Raw genomic sequence first — 14,748 nt, forward strand, 5'->3', positions numbered from 1 at the left:
TGAATACAAGCCGCCCCCGACCCGCCATCGTCCCGAATCCGGAGCACTGCGTGGTCCGCCCCGGACACGCAAAGAACGCCCCGTTACCGGAAACCCGCGCATCATGCCGTGAGTTGGATCGGATCGCGGCCGCGCGCGAGCAGGAAGCTTCGCGAATCACCTCACAATACCTGCTCGCCGAATCGACGTGAAGGCGGCGGTTCCGCAAAAATAAGGCCGGACGAAATGTCAATCGCCCGGCCTCAATATCTTGTAGTACAATCAGATAGGGTTAATAGCGGTAGTGTTCCGGCTTATAAGGCCCCTGCGGCGTCACGCCGATATAGGAGGCCTGCTCACCGGACAGTTCCGTAAGCTTGGCGCCGAGCTTGCCGAGATGCAGGCGAGCCACCTTCTCGTCGAGGTGCTTCGGCAGCGTGTAGACCTTGTTTTCGTACTTGCCGGGCTGCGTCCACAGCTCGATCTGCGCCAGCACCTGATTGGTGAAGGAAGCCGACATCACGAAGCTCGGATGGCCGGTGGCGTTGCCGAGATTGAGCAGACGGCCCTCCGACAGCAGGATCATGCGCTTGCCGTCCGGGAAGGAGATCATGTCGACCTGCGGCTTGACATTGGTCCATTTGAGATTGCGCAGCGAGGCAACCTGGATCTCGTTGTCGAAGTGGCCGATATTGCCGACGATCACCATGTCCTTCATGGCGCGCATGTGGTCGAGCGTCACGACATCCTTGTTGCCGGTGGTTGTGATGACGATGTCCGCGGTCGGAGCGGCATCTTCCAGCGTGACCACCTCGAAACCGTCCATGGCAGCCTGCAAAGCGCAGATCGGGTCGACTTCCGTGACCTTCACGCGGGCGCCGGCGCCGGACAGCGACGCGGCCGAGCCTTTGCCGACATCGCCATAACCGCAGACCACGGCGACCTTGCCGGCCATCATGACGTCGGTGCCGCGACGGATGCCGTCGACCAGGGATTCCTTGCAGCCGTACTTGTTGTCGAATTTCGACTTGGTGACCGAGTCGTTGACGTTGATCGCCGGGAAGGGCAGCAGGCCCTTCTTCTGCAGCTGGTAGAGGCGGTTGACGCCGGTGGTGGTTTCTTCGGTGACGCCGCGGATTGCCTCACGCTGCCTTGTGAAGAAGCCGGGGGAAGCCTGGAGACGCTTCTTGATCTGCGCGAACAGGATTTCCTCTTCCTCGCTGCCTGGCTTCGACAGCACGTCCTCGCCGGCCTCGGCGCGCGCGCCGATCAGGATGTACATGGTGGCGTCGCCGCCATCATCGAGGATCATGTTGGAAACGCCGCCATCGGCCCACTGGAAGATCTTGTCGGTGTATTCCCAGTACTCTTCCAGCGACTCGCCCTTGACGGCGAAAACCGGAATACCTGTTTCGGCGATCGCCGCGGCGGCGTGGTCCTGGGTCGAGAAGATGTTGCAGGAGGCCCAGCGGATTTCCGCGCCGAGCGCCTTCAGCGTCTCGATCAGCACGGCGGTCTGGATGGTCATGTGCAGGGAGCCGGTGATGCGGGCGCCCTTGAGCGGCTTTTTCTCGCCGAATTCCTCGCGGCAGGCCATCAGGCCCGGCATTTCCGTCTCGGCGATCTCGATTTCCTTGCGGCCCCAGCCGGCAAGCGAAATATCGGCGATCACATAGTCCTTGCTACCCGTCATGGCGGTGCTCCGGTTGATTTGCTGTGCTGACGCGCTCGCGCCGGATGGCGCAAAAGATGAACGCGGCGTTGGCGACTGCCTAGCAGATCAAGCCGAAACAGACAACGGGATATAAAGAAATCTTTATCTGCGCATATGACACAAGCTCCGCGGCGCGGGCTGGGCGACCAGCAGTCTTTCAGGCGTTTCGGAGAACCGGTTCCCCGTGCGTCGCAGGCTCCGCCCGCATTCCTCGTTCCGCCGGTTCTGGCCTGGACCCGGACTGGCGAACCGTCCTGAGAAGCCCAGGCCGCGCAGGCTGGCGCCGGCATCCGCTCCGTGTCAGGCGTCGCGGGGTCTCAGCCGCCCGGTGTTTTCGACAAGCCAGCCGTCGTGCAACCACAACTCAGTTGTTCTGCGCCCTTGAAGATTGGCCCAGACGATATCGCGCTCGAAAACCATCACCTCGCGATCCGCGCCGACGATGACCCAAAACCAGCGACCATCGGCGGTATCACGCATCTTGACCTTCATTCCCGGAAGAGTGACGGGGCCACCCTCGACACGAACCTGTTCGTCATGGGGTGCGATGAAGCTGATCCGCAGGTTCGGCAGAAGGTCGGGTGCATGGCTGGAAAGAAAGCGCATAGCGATTGTTCTCGCCTCTTCCTGGCTCGGAAGCGTGCCATCGCGAAGCGCCATATCCATCCGGGTAAAGCCCTTCAGCTTTCCGGACAGGTCAACGACCACGCTGAAGTGCTCACCGCCGAGCCCGGGATTTCTGCCGTCCCTTCGCTCATAACGAATGAGGCGCGCCGGCGATCCGTCGACGGCAATATCGGCATCACGGACACGACCGTAACCTGCGGGGATGGGCAGCGAGGCCAGCATGGTTTCGAAACCTGTTGAGACCCGGCCGTCTGCTCCTCCGGCAAAGGCTGTCGTGATGACCCCGAAGGCGATGAGCGCCAGTGCGGAAACATGAATCAGAGGCCTTTGCATGCGGTTCATTCGACTGCTCCTTCTGAAAACTCGCACGGAAACGGGTACAGGGCTTTTTTAACGAAACGGCACGTTCTGTATCCATTATCTAAACGGCCCGTTTCGTTGTGTCAAGGATGCACATTCAAGAGGATCGCCACGAAGTCGGAATTCAAAGCAGCGGCGCTTATGGCGACCGCCGGATGGAAGTCCGACCCGACGCGCACCAAACGGACAACGGATATAAGAAATCTCCAGCCGGCTGAGCCAGGCGATGCCGGGCGAAACGACTGTCGAGGCCAGGTCGACATCCAGCTTTTCCAGTATCCTGCGGAAGCCCGGCACAACCATAACCGTGCGACCCGTGCCGTTTGCGCCGCTGGCCGAGCCGCCACCACGCTCTCGGCCGGATCGACGATCGCATAGCTGCCTATGCCGGCGTCAAACACCGCTATTGGTTCCGACAGAGATGAAGCTCAGGACAAGCCCGGCGGGACCGTGAAGGTCAGATCTCTTCGCCGAACTTCGAGGCGACGAGTTCATCGAGCGCGGCGATCACCTGGGCCGCCTCGCGCCCCGTGGCCGTGACGCGGATCGAGCAGCCGGGGCTGGCGGCCAGCATCATCAGTCCCATGATCGAGGTGCCACCGACCTTGGTGCCATCCTTCTCGACATGAACGTCTGCTTCGAAGCTGCCCGCCACCTGGACGAATTTGGCGGAAGCACGGGCATGCAGTCCGCGCTGGTTGATGATCCGCATATCGCGGACAACATAGCCGGCGTCGGAGGACATGGTGTTCATTTGCTGGTCAGGAGCTGGCTGGCGACGTTGATGTATTTGCGACCGGCTGTCTGCGCCTCGTCGAGCGCCGTGACCATGTTGTCGCTCTTGCGAACGCTGGAGAGCTTGATCAGCATGGGCAGGTTCATGCCGGCGATGACTTCGATGCGGCCCGCCTCCATCACCGAGATGGCGAGATTGGACGGGGTACCCCCGAACATGTCGGTCAGCAGGATGACGCCGGCGCCGGTGTCGACACGCCGTACCGCTTCGACGATGTCGCTGCGGCGCTGCTCCATATCGTCTTCGGCACCGATCGCAACGGTTTCGAAATTGTCCTGCGGTCCCACGACGTGTTCCACGGCAAGGCGGAACTCATCGGCCAGTCGACCGTGCGTCACGAGCACGAGTCCGATCATTCTTTGGCGGCTCCCGTCATGGCCCCTTCACAGGCGCATCTTATTCTCGCCATCTGTCCAGACGGCGGGAGCGCTATCTTGTCGACGCAAGTCGCGTTGACAAGCCCCAATTTGCGCCAGTGCGAGCCATTTTGACGCATTGCAGCATAAAACTTCCGTTGCGTCATCGAAAAGACGCGATCGACAGCCGCGCCGAAATCGCTGCCACGGCGGCAGTGACGTTGCGGGCCGCGACGTCGAGCGCAGGGATCTCGCAACCGGCGATGGTAACGGTTGCGTCAGCCTGAAACCGCTGCATCTCCGGGGCCGGAACCAGCCGGACACACAGATCGATCAACGCTTCCGGCTGATACGCCACCGGTTGCGGGCCAATGCCGGCAACCTCGGCCAGACCGGCGATGGCGGGTGGTGCGGCACAAAGCAGCCGGCCGTCATGGCTGGAAATCAACAGCTGGTCGTCGGCGATCAGTCGCGAAAACAGGCCCTGTCCGCGAAAATAGCCGACCAGCGCCAGAGCCAGCGTCGATTTTCCAGATCCCGATGCGCCGGTGATGAGGATGCCGCGATCGCCGGTCAGCAGCGCGGTGCCGTGGATGTTCGGCGCAGGCTTTGCCCCGTCTGCGGCCAAGGCGTTCAGCCTTCGGCCGGAAGGGCGACGACGAAGCGGGCGCCCCGGATTTCGCCCGGCTTGGTGCCGGGGATGTTCTCGGCGGTCAGGGTGCCGCCGTGGGCCTCGACGATCTGCCGGCTGATCGACAGGCCAAGGCCCGAATTCTGCCCGAACGCCTCGCCGGCGGGCCGATCCGTGTAGAACCGCTCGAAGATGCGCTCGATGTTCTCGGCGCGGATGCCCGGACCATTGTCGTCCACCGTCAGGATGTTGAACTTGCCCGACCGGGCGAGCGACAGCGTGATCTGGCCGTGACCGTCGGGTACGAACGAACGCGCGTTCTCGATCAGATTGGTGATGACCTGGCCGAGGCGCAGGTCGTGGCCCTGGACATGATAACCCTTGGCGCCCTGCGGCAGCTTGGCGACCTTGAGTTCGATCTCGACCGACTTCTTGTGATGGGAAGCCTCACGTGAAACGCTGACCAGATCGGAAACGAATTGCTTGAAATCGACCCTGGCGGCATCGTCACGCGCCAGTTCGGCGTCGAGGCGCGAGGCATCGGAAATGTCGGTGATGAGGCGATCCAGCCGCCTGACGTCATGCTGGATCACTTCCATCAGCCGGCTGCGCGAGGTCTCGTTCTTCGCCAGCGGCAAGGTCTCCACGGCACTGCGCAGCGACGTCAGCGGGTTCTTCAGCTCATGCGAGACGTCGGCGGCGAAACTTTCGATCGCCTCGATACGGGCATAAAGCGCATTGGTCATGTCGCGCACCGCGATCGACAGGTTGCCGATCTCATCCTGGCGGTCGGAAAAGTCGGGTATCTCCTCGCGGTTCTTGATCGAGCGGCGCACGCGCACCGCGGCAGCCGACAGGCGGCGCAGCGGATTGGCGATGGTGGAAGCAAGCAGCATCGACAGGATCGCCGTCACCAGCGCCGCCACGCCGAAGACACGCAGGATCGCCTTGCGTTCGGTCGCCACGATCTTGTCGATGTCGCCGCCTTCGGTGGACAGCATCAGCACGCCCAGCACCGCTCGGGGGCGCTGGATGGGAACGGCGACCGAGACGATCTGCTCACCCCTCTCGCTAACTCTGACAAAGGTGGACGGTCCACCTGTCAGGGCCTTCATCACCTCCGGGAAGACGGTACCGTTGCCGCCCGGCTGTTCCTTGTAGACCGGCAACGAACGGTTCGAGAAAATGTCGAAGACGAATTTCTGGACGCGCTCTACGAGGTTCGGCTCCTCATCCTCCAGAGGCGGCAAATCATAGCGCAGAACCTGGCCTTTTGAATAAAGATGCCTGGAATCGAGCAGCAGGTTGGCATCGCGGTCATAGATGCGGGCGCGGGTGCGGGTCGGCGAAATCAGCCGCCGCAACAGCGGCGCCACCCGCTCGGGGTTGATCGGAAAATCGAGATTGTCGAGCTGATCCGCTGAAGGGCCAAGGCTTTGGCCGGCCTGCAGCTCAAGCAGCTTTTCCGGATCGATGCGGATGGCATCGGTCTCGACCGTCGCCGAGGAGGCGACCGCACCGGCGATGATCTCGCCCTGTGTCATCAGGCTTTCGACGCGCGCGTCGATGAGGCCGTCGCGGAAGGTGTTGAGATAGAGAATGCCGACGACCAGCACGGCCAGGCCGGCGAGGTTGAGGAAGAGGATGCGCCGGGTGAGACTGGAAAAGATGTGATGGCCGAGGAAACGGCGCATCGGCACCGTTACCCTCGACAAGGCTGCGGGCAGGATACGCGACGACCGTCGCGTGGCCGAAGGCCTGTTCCGCTCTACCTCTGCTGCCATCGGATCCCGGTCAATCTCAGGCTTCGCGGAACCGGTAGCCGACCCCGTAAAGCGTTTCGATCATCTCGAAGTCGTCGTCGACGGCCTTGAACTTCTTGCGCAGCCGCTTGATGTGGCTGTCGATCGTGCGGTCGTCGACATAGACCTGCTCATCATAGGCCGAATCCATCAGCGCATCACGGCTTTTCACAACGCCCGGGCGCTGCGCCAGCGAATGCAGGATGAGGAACTCGGTGACGGTGAGCACGACGGGCTCGCCTTTCCAGGTGCAGGTGTGGCGCTCCTGGTCCATGACCAGCTGGCCACGCTCCAATGAACGCGAAGCCTGCGTCGGCGCCTTGGCTGCTGCCTCGCGGGCGCTGGTACGGCGCAGAACCGCTCGCACGCGCTCCACCAGAAGGCGCTGTGAAAACGGCTTCTTGATGAAATCGTCGGCACCCATCTTCAGGCCGAACAGTTCGTCGATCTCGTCATCCTTGGACGTCAGGAAGATGACGGGCAAGTCGGTCTTCTGGCGCAGACGACGAAGCAATTCCATGCCGTCCATGCGCGGCATCTTGATATCCAGGATCGCAAGATTCGGCGGACGCGCCGCAAGCCCCTCGAGCGCGGATGCGCCATCCGTATAGGTTTCGACCCGGTATCCTTCCGATTCCAAGGCAATCGAAACCGATGTCAGGATGTTGCGGTCGTCATCGACCAGCGCGATTGTCGCCATTTCCAGCGGCTCCCTCATGAGCGGGTGTCCCTTCGTACCGTAGGAAGGGGCTTTTGCAGGACAAATTGGGTACAAAATGTGGCACGCCGCCAGTCGTCCTACATCGGCCAAGCGCTTATGTCCACAATGAGCCCCTTGCCTCCCTATCGCCAGGATTGGACGCCGGGCGCCACCCGATCCTTTGGTCAACGGCTGGGGACAACCCGTATTTTTGCAGCTTTTAAACGATTTAAACATCTTTCAAAATTTTTAAATCGATTAATGATTTGATATCGTTTGCTTTTTCTGATTTTGGCCATTTTCCGAAGCTTGGATCACCCGATCCTGGGGCAACCACCGAAGCGACAATCAACAGGGAGAATATCGATGGCGGAACGCGGCAAGCGTAACCCCGCATGCGGACTCGACGCGATTGGCCTGAAGACGACAGGCACGGTGCGCTACAATTTCGGGGCTGCCGAGCTCTATGAGGAAGCGCTGCGCCGCAACGAGGCGAAGTTGACCGCTCTCGGCGCCCTCGTCGCCGAGACCGGCCAGCACACCGGCCGTTCGCCCAAGGACAAGTTCGTGGTGCGCGATGCCAAGACGGAAGACAGCGTCTGGTGGAACAACAACAAGGCCATCACTCCTGCCCAGTTCGACACGCTGCTTGCCGACTTCCTGGCGCATGCGGCTGACAAGGATCTCTATGTGCAGGATCTCGTCGGCGGCGCCGACACGGAGCTCAGCCTGCCGACCCGCGTCATCACCGAGTTCGCCTGGCACTCGCTGTTCATCCGCAACCTGCTGATCCGTCCCGAGCAGGAAGCGCTGTCCAGTTTCCTGCCGAAGATGACGATCATCGACCTGCCGTCCTTCCGCGCCGACCCGACCCGCCATGGCTCGCGCACCGAGACCATGATCGCGCTCGATCTGACGCGCATGATCGTGCTGATCGGCGGCACCTCCTATGCCGGAGAGATGAAGAAGTCGGTGTTCACCGCCCTCAACTACCTGCTGCCGGAACAGGGCGTCATGCCGATGCACTGCTCGGCCAACGAAGGCCCCGATGGCGATGCCGCCGTGTTCTTCGGGCTGTCCGGCACCGGCAAGACCACGCTTTCGGCCGACCCTTCGCGCACGCTGATCGGCGACGATGAGCATGGCTGGGGACCACATGGCATCTTCAACTTCGAAGGTGGCTGCTACGCCAAGACCATCAAGCTTTCGGCGGAGGCCGAGCCGGAAATCTTCGCAACCACCCGGCGCTTCGGCACCGTGCTGGAGAACGTCATCCTCGACGACCAGCGCGTGCCGGATTTCGACGACGGCCGGCTGACCGAGAACACGCGCTGCGCCTATCCGCTGAATTTCATTCCGAATGCCAGCGCCAGCGGCCGCGCCAATCATCCGAAGAACATCATCATGCTGACCGCCGATGCTTTCGGCGTGATGCCGCCGATCGCAAGGCTGACGCCGGCACAGGCGATGTACCACTTCCTGTCGGGCTACACGGCCAAGGTGGCCGGCACGGAAAAGGGCGTGACCGAGCCCGAAGCGACGTTCTCGACCTGCTTCGGCGCGCCGTTCATGCCGCGGCATCCTTCGGAATACGGCAACCTGCTGCGCGAACTGATCGCCCGTCACGGCGTCGATTGCTGGCTGGTCAACACCGGCTGGACCGGCGGCGCCTACGGCACCGGCCGCCGCATGCCGATCAAGGCGACCCGCGCGCTGCTGACTGCCGCGCTGAACGGTTCGCTCAACCAGGCCGAGTTCCGTACCGATCCGAACTTCGGCTTCGAGGTCCCGGTGGCCGTGGAGGGTGTCGACGGCGCCATCCTCGAGCCGCGCTCGACCTGGGCCGACAAGGCCGGCTATGACCGCCAGGCCGCCAAGCTGGTCGGCATGTTCATCGACAACTTCGGCAAGTTCGAAGATCACGTCGATGCGGCCGTGCGTGGTGCCGCGCCCCGCGTACAGGAAGCAGCGGAGTAAGCTTCCTTCCCAGCTCTGCCTCCAGCGGGCCCGACTCAGGTCGGGCCTTTTCTTTTTGCCGCCGCCGCGCCATCACTGTGTCATGGCAAATGACGAGATCATCACGGTAAGCGCGGAGGCGGTCATCCACCCGGATGACCTCGAGGAGAGCTTCATCCGCTCTTCCGGCCCCGGCGGGCAGAACGTCAACAAGGTTGCCACCGCCGTGCAGTTGCGTTTCAACGCAGCGCTCGCGGCAGGCCTTTCCGAGCGGGTGCGCGACCGTGTCATCCGCTTTGCCGGGCAGCGCGCCACCAAGGACGGCGTCATCGTCATCGAAGCTGGCCGCTTCCGGACCCAGGAGCAGAATCGCGCCGATGCGCGCGCACGACTGACGGCATTGGTGGCCAAGGCAGCTGAACCACCGCCACCTCCGCGCAAGAAGACCAGGCCGAGCAAAGGCGCGGTCGAACGGCGGCTGAAAAGCAAGGCCGGGCGCTCAACGGTCAAGAAGCTGCGCGGCAGGGTGGGCGAAGAATAACGGCCAAGTTCCGCAACGGGACTTCCCATCTGCGCTTTCTGATGCAAGGTTGGTGCTCCCGTTTAACAGGCATGGAGACCTCACCATGGGAATTTTCGATTTCGTCAAAGGCGTCGGCAAGAAGCTCGGCATTGGCGACGATGAGGAAGCCGCACCAGACGCCGGCACGCTGAAAAAGGAACTGGATTCGCACAAGCTCGGCACCGACGGCGTGCAGATCGAGGTCAAGGGCGATACGGCCGTGCTGAAGGGCGAGGTCAAGGACCAGTCGATCTTCGAAAAGGCTGTGATTGCCGTCGGCAACACGCTGGGTGTTTCGAAAGTTCAGGCGGACGAGCTCAAGGTCGGCGCCGATACCGCCACCGCAGCGCCTGCCAAGGCCCCGGTTTTCTATACGGTGAAGAAGGGCGACAATCTGTGGAAGATCGCCGAGGCACAGTATGGCAAGGGCAACGGCGCCAAGAATCCGCTGATCTTCGAAGCCAACAAGCCGATGCTCACCCATCCCGACAAGATCTATCCGGGCCAGGTCCTGCGCATCCCCGAGCTTTCCTGATCCGGCTACCCGAGTCAAAACGACAAGGCGGCGGCTTTCGGGTCGCCGTTTTTCGTTGGCGGGTGCATTGTTGTCCCGCACACCACGCGAATCCGGAAACCAGCCCATGCTCGTCCTGCCCAAAGGCGTCCGCCATATGCCCGGCTATCTCGCGCGCCCGGCCCAGGAAGCCCTGGTCGAGGCTGTAAGAGCCGTCGTGCAGGAAGCACCGCTCTATGTGCCGGCCATGCCGCGCACCGGCAAGGAGATGAGCGTGCGCATGACCAATTGCGGCGCGCTCGGCTGGGTCACGGACAAGGAGCAGGGCTATCGTTACCAGGCGACGCACCCGGCGACGGGAAAGCCATGGCCTGCCATCCCGGAAAGCCTGCTTGCGCTGTGGCGCGAGGTTTCAGGCTATCCGCATGCGCCGGAAGCCTGCCTCGTCAATTTCTACACGGCGGAGGCCAAAATGGGGCTGCACCAGGACCGTGACGAACAGGAATTCGCCGCCCCGGTGGTATCGATCTCGCTCGGCGACGATTGCCTGTTCCGTGTCGGCCAGACGGTGCGCGACGGCAAGACGGTGTCGTTCAGGCTGAAATCCGGCGACGTCGTTGTGCTGGGCGGAGACGGCCGCCTCGCCTTCCACGGCGTCGACCGCATCTATCCGATGACCTCGGCGCTGCTGAAGAATGGCGGGCGGATCAACCTGACTTTGCGGCGCGTGACGAAGCCCTGACCTCACCCTTGAGGGCTAGAGTTTCCGCAGTGCCACTTCCTCGACCAGGTGGTTGGCGCCCTTGCGCAGGATGAGATCGGCGCGAGGACGTGTCGGCAGAATGTTCTCGCGCAGGTTCTTGAGATTGATGTTTGCCCACAAACCCTCGGCGATGGCGCGAGCGGCGGTCTCCGACAGTTGCGAATAGCGATGGAAGAAGGATTCCGGATTGCGGAAGGCGGTCTCACGCAGCCGCATGAAGCGGGCGATGTACCATTCGTGGATGAGCTCTTCGTCGGCGTCGATGTAGATCGAGAAGTCGAAGAAATCCGACAGGAACGGCACGAATTTGCCATCCATCGGCAGCCTGCCGGGCTGCAGCACGTTGATGCCTTCAAAGATCAGTATGTCCGGCCGGTCGATGGTGACATAGGCGCCCGGCAACACGTCATAGGTGAGGTGCGAATAGAGCGGCGCGCGGACGTCGCGTTCGCCGGATTTGATCGATGACAGGAACCGCAGCAGCGCACCGACGTCGTAGCTGTCGGGAAAACCCTTGCGCTCCATCAGCCGGTCGCGGCGCAGCACCTCGTTGGGAAGAAGAAAACCGTCGGTGGTGACCAGGTCGACCTTCGGGCTCGACGGCCAGCGTGCGAGCAGTTCCTTCAGAACGCGCGCGGTGGTCGACTTGCCGACCGCCACGGAACCGGCGATGCCGATGATGTAGGGCGTCTTGACCACGCTCGCCTTGTTGAAGAAGGCTTGGCGCTGGCGAAACAGCATCTGGCTGGATTCGACATGCGCCGACAGCAAGCGCGACATCGACAGATAGATGCGGGTGACTTCTTCCAGATCGACCGGGTCGTTCAGCGAGCGCAGCCTGTCGATCTCGTCCCTGCCGAGCGTCAGCGGCGTGTCGGCGCGGAATTTGGCCCAGTCGTCGGCGGAAAAGAAAAGATAGGGAGAATATTTCTCGGTCGGCGTGAGCTGGTCCATCGAGTTCCCCGCCCTTTCCAGCATCAGCCCCGCCCGTCCCGCGAGGCCTTCTCGGCGATGCCTGAACGCCCGGTCCGGCGTTCGAGTTCCGCCAGAACGTCATCCAGCGGCACACCGGCGATGCCGAGCACCACCAGCAAATGATAGAGGAGATCGGCGCTTTCCGAAACGAGGCCCTGCCGGTCGCCCTTGATGGCGGCGATGACGGCCTCGACGGCTTCTTCGCCAAGTTTCTGCGCGGCCTTGTCCATGCCGCGCGCATAAAGCTTGGCCGTCCACGATTCCGGGTCGCCGGAATGCGCGCGTTCGCGAATGGTCGCCTCGAGATCGGACAGCGAAAAGCCAGTCATAATAGCCGTTTAGGACCCTTTGGGGAGCGAGTCGAGTCGCATCGGCAGACCAGCCGCCGCCATGTGCTGCTTGGCCTCGGCGATCGTGTAGGTACCGAAGTGGAAGATGGAGGCGGCAAGCACGGCGGTGGCATGGCCATCGCGGATACCGGCGACCATATGGTCGAGATTGCCGACGCCGCCCGAAGCGATCACCGGAGCGCGCACTGCGTCCGCGACGGCGCGGGTCAGGGCGATATCGTAACCAGCCTTGGTACCGTCGCGATCCATCGAGGTCAGCAGGATCTCGCCGGCGCCGAGGTCAACGACCTTGCGGGCAAATTCGACGGCATCGATGCCCGTCTTTTCGCGGCCGCCATGCGTGAAGATCTCCCAGCGATCGGCTTCACCTGCCGCCGACACCTTCTTGGCGTCGATGGCAACGACGATGCACTGGTTGCCGAACTTGTCGGCGGCTTCCGCAACGAAGGACGGATTCTTCACTGCCGTCGTGTTGATCGACACCTTGTCGGCGCCGGCCAGCAGGAGCCTGCGGATGTCCGCAACCTGGCGCACGCCGCCACCGACGGTCAGCGGCATGAAACACTGTTCGGCTGTGCGGGCAACGACATCGAAGATGGTTTCGCGATTGTCGGACGAGGCGGTGATGTCGAGGAAGCAGAGCTCATCGGCGCCGGCCGCGTCATAGGCCTTGGCGGCTTCCACCGGGTCGCCCGCGTCGACCAGATCGACGAAGTTGACGCCCTTCACCACGCGACCGTCTTTGACATCCAAACAGGGGATTACGCGTGCCTTCAATGTCAAAGGGGAGCTCCCGGTTCTTCCACCGTGGCCAGCAGCTCGGTGAGCAATTGTCCAACCAGCGGCGGCACTTCGGCCTGGGCGTCGAAGGCCGGGTCATAGGCCGAGATGGTGATGCCTACGACCGGCACATCCTTGGCCATGATGCAGGCTGCACGGCGCAGCTGCACCGGATTCGGGCCGCCTTCCGTCGTGTAGCGGTTGGCCTGCAGTTCCTTCGGATCATGCACGTCGAGGTCGATATGCATGTGGGTGCGCGTCGCCCCGGCTGCCTTGAGCCTGGTTACCGCTCCTACAGCGCCACCGCATTCGGTGCGGATGATCGGCAAGGTTTCGAGAAGCTTCCTTTCATCCGGGTCGAGGTCGCGTGCATTGACCAGGATGCAGCGCGACGAATCGACCGGCTTGAAACCCGGTATCTCCAGCGCCATCGGTTTCCAGCACAGGCCAAGCACCGTCGACAGCGCCATGCCGTCAAGGAAGCCATAGATCGAGGTTTCGGGCGTGTTGAGGTCACCATGCTGGTCGGCCCAGATGATGGAATCGGCATCTTCGCCGGCGACCGACCCGGCAGCCGTCAGGCAATTGCCCGTCAGCACGACGGGAAACCGGCCCTCCTCGCGCACGGCACGCACCTTTTCGGAAACCGCGTTGCAGACCGCGAACCCCGTCGCGATCTCCCGGCCCGGCTCGTCACCGACCTTGCCGATGTCTTCCACGTCGACTTCGTGGCCGGCGAGCGTCAGCGCCTCGACCAGCCCACCGGCAATCAGCGCGTCGGGGCCCTGGCCGCAGCCGCCATGGAAATGGCCACTGTCGTAGGAGGCGAGGATGATCGACAGTTTCACCAGGCAGCCTCCTTCGTCTTGCCCTTCAGGATTGCCAGTGCTTCGGTGGGATCGATGCGGCCATCGTAGAGAGCGCGGCCGGAAATGGCGCCTTCGAGCCTGGCGGCATCGGGCATGGTCATGCGCACGATGTCGGCGATCGAGGCCAGTCCGCCGGAGGCGATGACAGGGATGGAGACGGCTTCGGCAAGGTCGATGGTCGAATCCCAGTTGATGCCGGTCAGCACGCCGTCACGGTCGATGTCGGTGTAGATGATGGCCGCGACACCGGCACCCTCGAACTTCTTCGCAAGCTCGACCACGCCAAGGCTGGAGGCTTCCGCCCAGCCCTCGACCGCCACCTTGCCGCCCTTGGCATCGATGCCGACGGCGATCTTGCCGGGAAATGCCCGGCAGGCTTCCTTGACCAGTTCGGGATCGCGCACGGCGACCGTGCCAAGGATCACGCGGGCAAGCCCGCGATCCAGCCAATCCTCGATCTGCGGCAAGGTGCGGATGCCGCCGCCGAGCTGCACCGGATTCTTGGTTGCCTTCAGGATGGCGCCGACGGCCGCGCTGTTGACGCTCCTGCCCTTGAAGGCACCGTTGAGATCGACGACGTGAAGCCATTCGAAACCCTGCGCCTCGAAGGCGCGCGCCTGGTCGGCAGGATCCTCATTGTAGACGGTGGCCGTATCCATGTCGCCAAGCTTCAGGCGAACGCACTTGCCGTCCTTCAGGTCGATTGCCGGAAAAAGGATCATCTATGCCCCCTCGACGATGGCGACCTTGCCGACCGATCCGGCCAGCCGATGCTTCAGTGCTTCCTGATATTCCGGCGAATTGTAGCAGGCGAGCGCCGTCTCGTAGGATTCGAACTCGATGATCACATGCCGGTTGCCGGTCGGGCCTTCCGGCTCGGTGTGGCGGCCGGCACGCACCAGGAATTTGGCGCCGTATTTGGCGAAGGCCGCGCCGTTGGTTTCGATATAGGTTTTGTAGATGTCGAGGTCTTGGACATCGATCATGGCCATCCAGTAGCCTTTCTTGCTCACG

17 protein-coding genes are annotated in these 14,748 nt (G+C 62.6%); 4 read left to right on the forward strand and 13 right to left on the reverse strand.

Translation table 11 applies throughout. The features are described 5' to 3' along the window. Nucleotides 1–271 precede the first annotated feature (271 nt). The 7 genes from ahcY to ACFWYE_RS26720 all read right to left on the reverse strand — a co-directional run bounded on the left by ahcY (nucleotide 272) and on the right by ACFWYE_RS26720 (nucleotide 6,965). A complete protein-coding gene (gene ahcY, locus ACFWYE_RS26690; protein WP_379115177.1) occupies nucleotides 272–1,672 on the reverse strand; it encodes an adenosylhomocysteinase in 1,401 nt (466 codons plus the stop codon). A gap of 321 nt (nucleotides 1,673–1,993) precedes the next feature. Beyond that, nucleotides 1,994–2,662 carry a hypothetical protein gene (locus ACFWYE_RS26695; protein ID WP_379115178.1) on the reverse strand — a complete coding sequence of 223 codons (669 nt, stop codon included), beginning with the start codon at nucleotides 2,660–2,662 and terminating at the stop codon, nucleotides 1,994–1,996. Between the two features lie 475 nt (nucleotides 2,663–3,137). Beyond that, on the reverse strand, nucleotides 3,138–3,434 hold the full coding sequence (locus ACFWYE_RS26700; protein WP_379064630.1) for an HPr family phosphocarrier protein: 297 nt from the start codon (nucleotides 3,432–3,434) through the stop codon (nucleotides 3,138–3,140). Continuing rightward, complete coding sequence (locus tag ACFWYE_RS26705) at nucleotides 3,431–3,832, reverse strand: PTS sugar transporter subunit IIA (RefSeq protein ID WP_144378785.1); 402 nt, start codon at nucleotides 3,830–3,832, stop codon at nucleotides 3,431–3,433. The genes ACFWYE_RS26700 and ACFWYE_RS26705 overlap by 4 nt, the downstream gene beginning before the upstream one ends. Before the next feature lie 163 nt (nucleotides 3,833–3,995). Then, nucleotides 3,996–4,460, reverse strand: a complete 465-nt coding sequence (locus tag ACFWYE_RS26710) for an HPr kinase/phosphorylase (RefSeq protein ID WP_379115179.1) — start codon at nucleotides 4,458–4,460, stop codon at nucleotides 3,996–3,998. Between the two features lie 5 nt (nucleotides 4,461–4,465). After that, nucleotides 4,466–6,247 (reverse strand): stimulus-sensing domain-containing protein, encoded by a 1,782-nt coding sequence (locus ACFWYE_RS26715; protein ID WP_379064634.1) that lies wholly within the window; start codon nucleotides 6,245–6,247, stop codon nucleotides 4,466–4,468. Nucleotides 6,248–6,263: 16 nt separating this feature from the next. Beyond that, nucleotides 6,264–6,965, reverse strand: a complete 702-nt coding sequence (locus tag ACFWYE_RS26720; protein WP_326894229.1) for a response regulator transcription factor — start codon at nucleotides 6,963–6,965, stop codon at nucleotides 6,264–6,266. A gap of 366 nt (nucleotides 6,966–7,331) precedes the next feature. Here ACFWYE_RS26720 and ACFWYE_RS26725 point away from each other — a divergent pair, with 366 nt between their 5' ends. From ACFWYE_RS26725 to ACFWYE_RS26740, 4 genes are all read left to right on the forward strand, one after another. Continuing rightward, complete coding sequence (locus ACFWYE_RS26725) at nucleotides 7,332–8,942, forward strand: phosphoenolpyruvate carboxykinase (RefSeq protein ID WP_379115180.1); 1,611 nt, start codon at nucleotides 7,332–7,334, stop codon at nucleotides 8,940–8,942. Nucleotides 8,943–9,024: 82 nt separating this feature from the next. Then, complete coding sequence (gene arfB / locus ACFWYE_RS26730; protein WP_379064638.1) at nucleotides 9,025–9,462, forward strand: alternative ribosome rescue aminoacyl-tRNA hydrolase ArfB; 438 nt, start codon at nucleotides 9,025–9,027, stop codon at nucleotides 9,460–9,462. Between the two features lie 85 nt (nucleotides 9,463–9,547). After that, nucleotides 9,548–10,018, forward strand: a complete 471-nt coding sequence (gene lysM, locus ACFWYE_RS26735; RefSeq protein WP_379064640.1) for a peptidoglycan-binding protein LysM — start codon at nucleotides 9,548–9,550, stop codon at nucleotides 10,016–10,018. A gap of 106 nt (nucleotides 10,019–10,124) precedes the next feature. Then, on the forward strand, nucleotides 10,125–10,739 hold the full coding sequence (locus ACFWYE_RS26740) for an alpha-ketoglutarate-dependent dioxygenase AlkB family protein (RefSeq protein ID WP_379064642.1): 615 nt from the start codon (nucleotides 10,125–10,127) through the stop codon (nucleotides 10,737–10,739). A gap of 15 nt (nucleotides 10,740–10,754) precedes the next feature. Here the strand turns inward: ACFWYE_RS26740 and coaA are convergent, their stop codons facing one another. Genes coaA through ACFWYE_RS26770 form a run of 6 tightly spaced genes read right to left on the reverse strand, consistent with a single transcriptional unit; the run spans nucleotide 10,755 to nucleotide 14,747 of the window. Beyond that, the gene (gene coaA, locus ACFWYE_RS26745) at nucleotides 10,755–11,714 is read right to left on the reverse strand and encodes a type I pantothenate kinase (RefSeq protein WP_379064644.1); all 960 of its coding nucleotides are present in this window, start codon (nucleotides 11,712–11,714) and stop codon (nucleotides 10,755–10,757) included. A gap of 23 nt (nucleotides 11,715–11,737) precedes the next feature. Then, on the reverse strand, nucleotides 11,738–12,064 hold the full coding sequence (locus tag ACFWYE_RS26750; RefSeq protein ID WP_379064646.1) for a phosphoribosyl-ATP diphosphatase: 327 nt from the start codon (nucleotides 12,062–12,064) through the stop codon (nucleotides 11,738–11,740). Nucleotides 12,065–12,073: 9 nt separating this feature from the next. Beyond that, nucleotides 12,074–12,868 (reverse strand): imidazole glycerol phosphate synthase subunit HisF, encoded by a 795-nt coding sequence (hisF, locus tag ACFWYE_RS26755; protein WP_144378778.1) that lies wholly within the window; start codon nucleotides 12,866–12,868, stop codon nucleotides 12,074–12,076. Continuing rightward, the gene (locus tag ACFWYE_RS26760; RefSeq protein ID WP_379115181.1) at nucleotides 12,865–13,713 is read right to left on the reverse strand and encodes an arginase family protein; all 849 of its coding nucleotides are present in this window, start codon (nucleotides 13,711–13,713) and stop codon (nucleotides 12,865–12,867) included. Before ACFWYE_RS26760 ends, hisF begins: the two co-directional genes overlap by 4 nt. After that, nucleotides 13,710–14,456: a 1-(5-phosphoribosyl)-5-[(5-phosphoribosylamino)methylideneamino]imidazole-4-carboxamide isomerase gene (hisA, locus tag ACFWYE_RS26765; protein ID WP_379115182.1), complete on the reverse strand. Its 747-nt coding sequence runs from the start codon at nucleotides 14,454–14,456 to the stop codon at nucleotides 13,710–13,712. Before hisA ends, ACFWYE_RS26760 begins: the two co-directional genes overlap by 4 nt. After that, a complete protein-coding gene (locus ACFWYE_RS26770) occupies nucleotides 14,457–14,747 on the reverse strand; it encodes a DUF1330 domain-containing protein (RefSeq protein WP_326894135.1) in 291 nt (96 codons plus the stop codon). It lies immediately after the preceding gene. Nucleotide 14,748 lies beyond the last annotated feature (1 nt).

The sequence above is a fragment of the Mesorhizobium sp. NPDC059025 genome, assembly GCF_042739655.1.
Taxonomy (GTDB): Bacteria; Pseudomonadota; Alphaproteobacteria; order Rhizobiales; family Rhizobiaceae; genus Mesorhizobium.

Bases quoted from the DNA above. Each gene is read 5' to 3' on its own strand.
- hisA (WP_379115182.1), bottom strand. From the start codon at position 14,456: ATGATCCTTTTTCCGGCAATCGACCTGAAGGACGGCAAGTGCGTTCGC.
- ahcY (WP_379115177.1), bottom strand. From the start codon at position 1,672: ATGACGGGTAGCAAGGACTATGTGATCGCCGATATTTCGCTTGCCGGC.
- ACFWYE_RS26750 (WP_379064646.1), bottom strand. From the start codon at position 12,064: ATGACTGGCTTTTCGCTGTCCGATCTCGAGGCGACCATTCGCGAACGC.
- ACFWYE_RS26705 (WP_144378785.1), bottom strand. From the start codon at position 3,832: ATGATCGGACTCGTGCTCGTGACGCACGGTCGACTGGCCGATGAGTTC.
- arfB (WP_379064638.1), top strand. From the start codon at position 9,025: ATGGCAAATGACGAGATCATCACGGTAAGCGCGGAGGCGGTCATCCAC.
- ACFWYE_RS26715 (WP_379064634.1), bottom strand. From the start codon at position 6,247: ATGGCAGCAGAGGTAGAGCGGAACAGGCCTTCGGCCACGCGACGGTCG.
- ACFWYE_RS26695 (WP_379115178.1), bottom strand. From the start codon at position 2,662: ATGAACCGCATGCAAAGGCCTCTGATTCATGTTTCCGCACTGGCGCTC.
- ACFWYE_RS26700 (WP_379064630.1), bottom strand. From the start codon at position 3,434: ATGAACACCATGTCCTCCGACGCCGGCTATGTTGTCCGCGATATGCGG.
- ACFWYE_RS26720 (WP_326894229.1), bottom strand. From the start codon at position 6,965: ATGGCGACAATCGCGCTGGTCGATGACGACCGCAACATCCTGACATCG.
- coaA (WP_379064644.1), bottom strand. From the start codon at position 11,714: ATGGACCAGCTCACGCCGACCGAGAAATATTCTCCCTATCTTTTCTTT.
- ACFWYE_RS26725 (WP_379115180.1), top strand. From the start codon at position 7,332: ATGGCGGAACGCGGCAAGCGTAACCCCGCATGCGGACTCGACGCGATT.
- ACFWYE_RS26740 (WP_379064642.1), top strand. From the start codon at position 10,125: ATGCTCGTCCTGCCCAAAGGCGTCCGCCATATGCCCGGCTATCTCGCG.
- lysM (WP_379064640.1), top strand. From the start codon at position 9,548: ATGGGAATTTTCGATTTCGTCAAAGGCGTCGGCAAGAAGCTCGGCATT.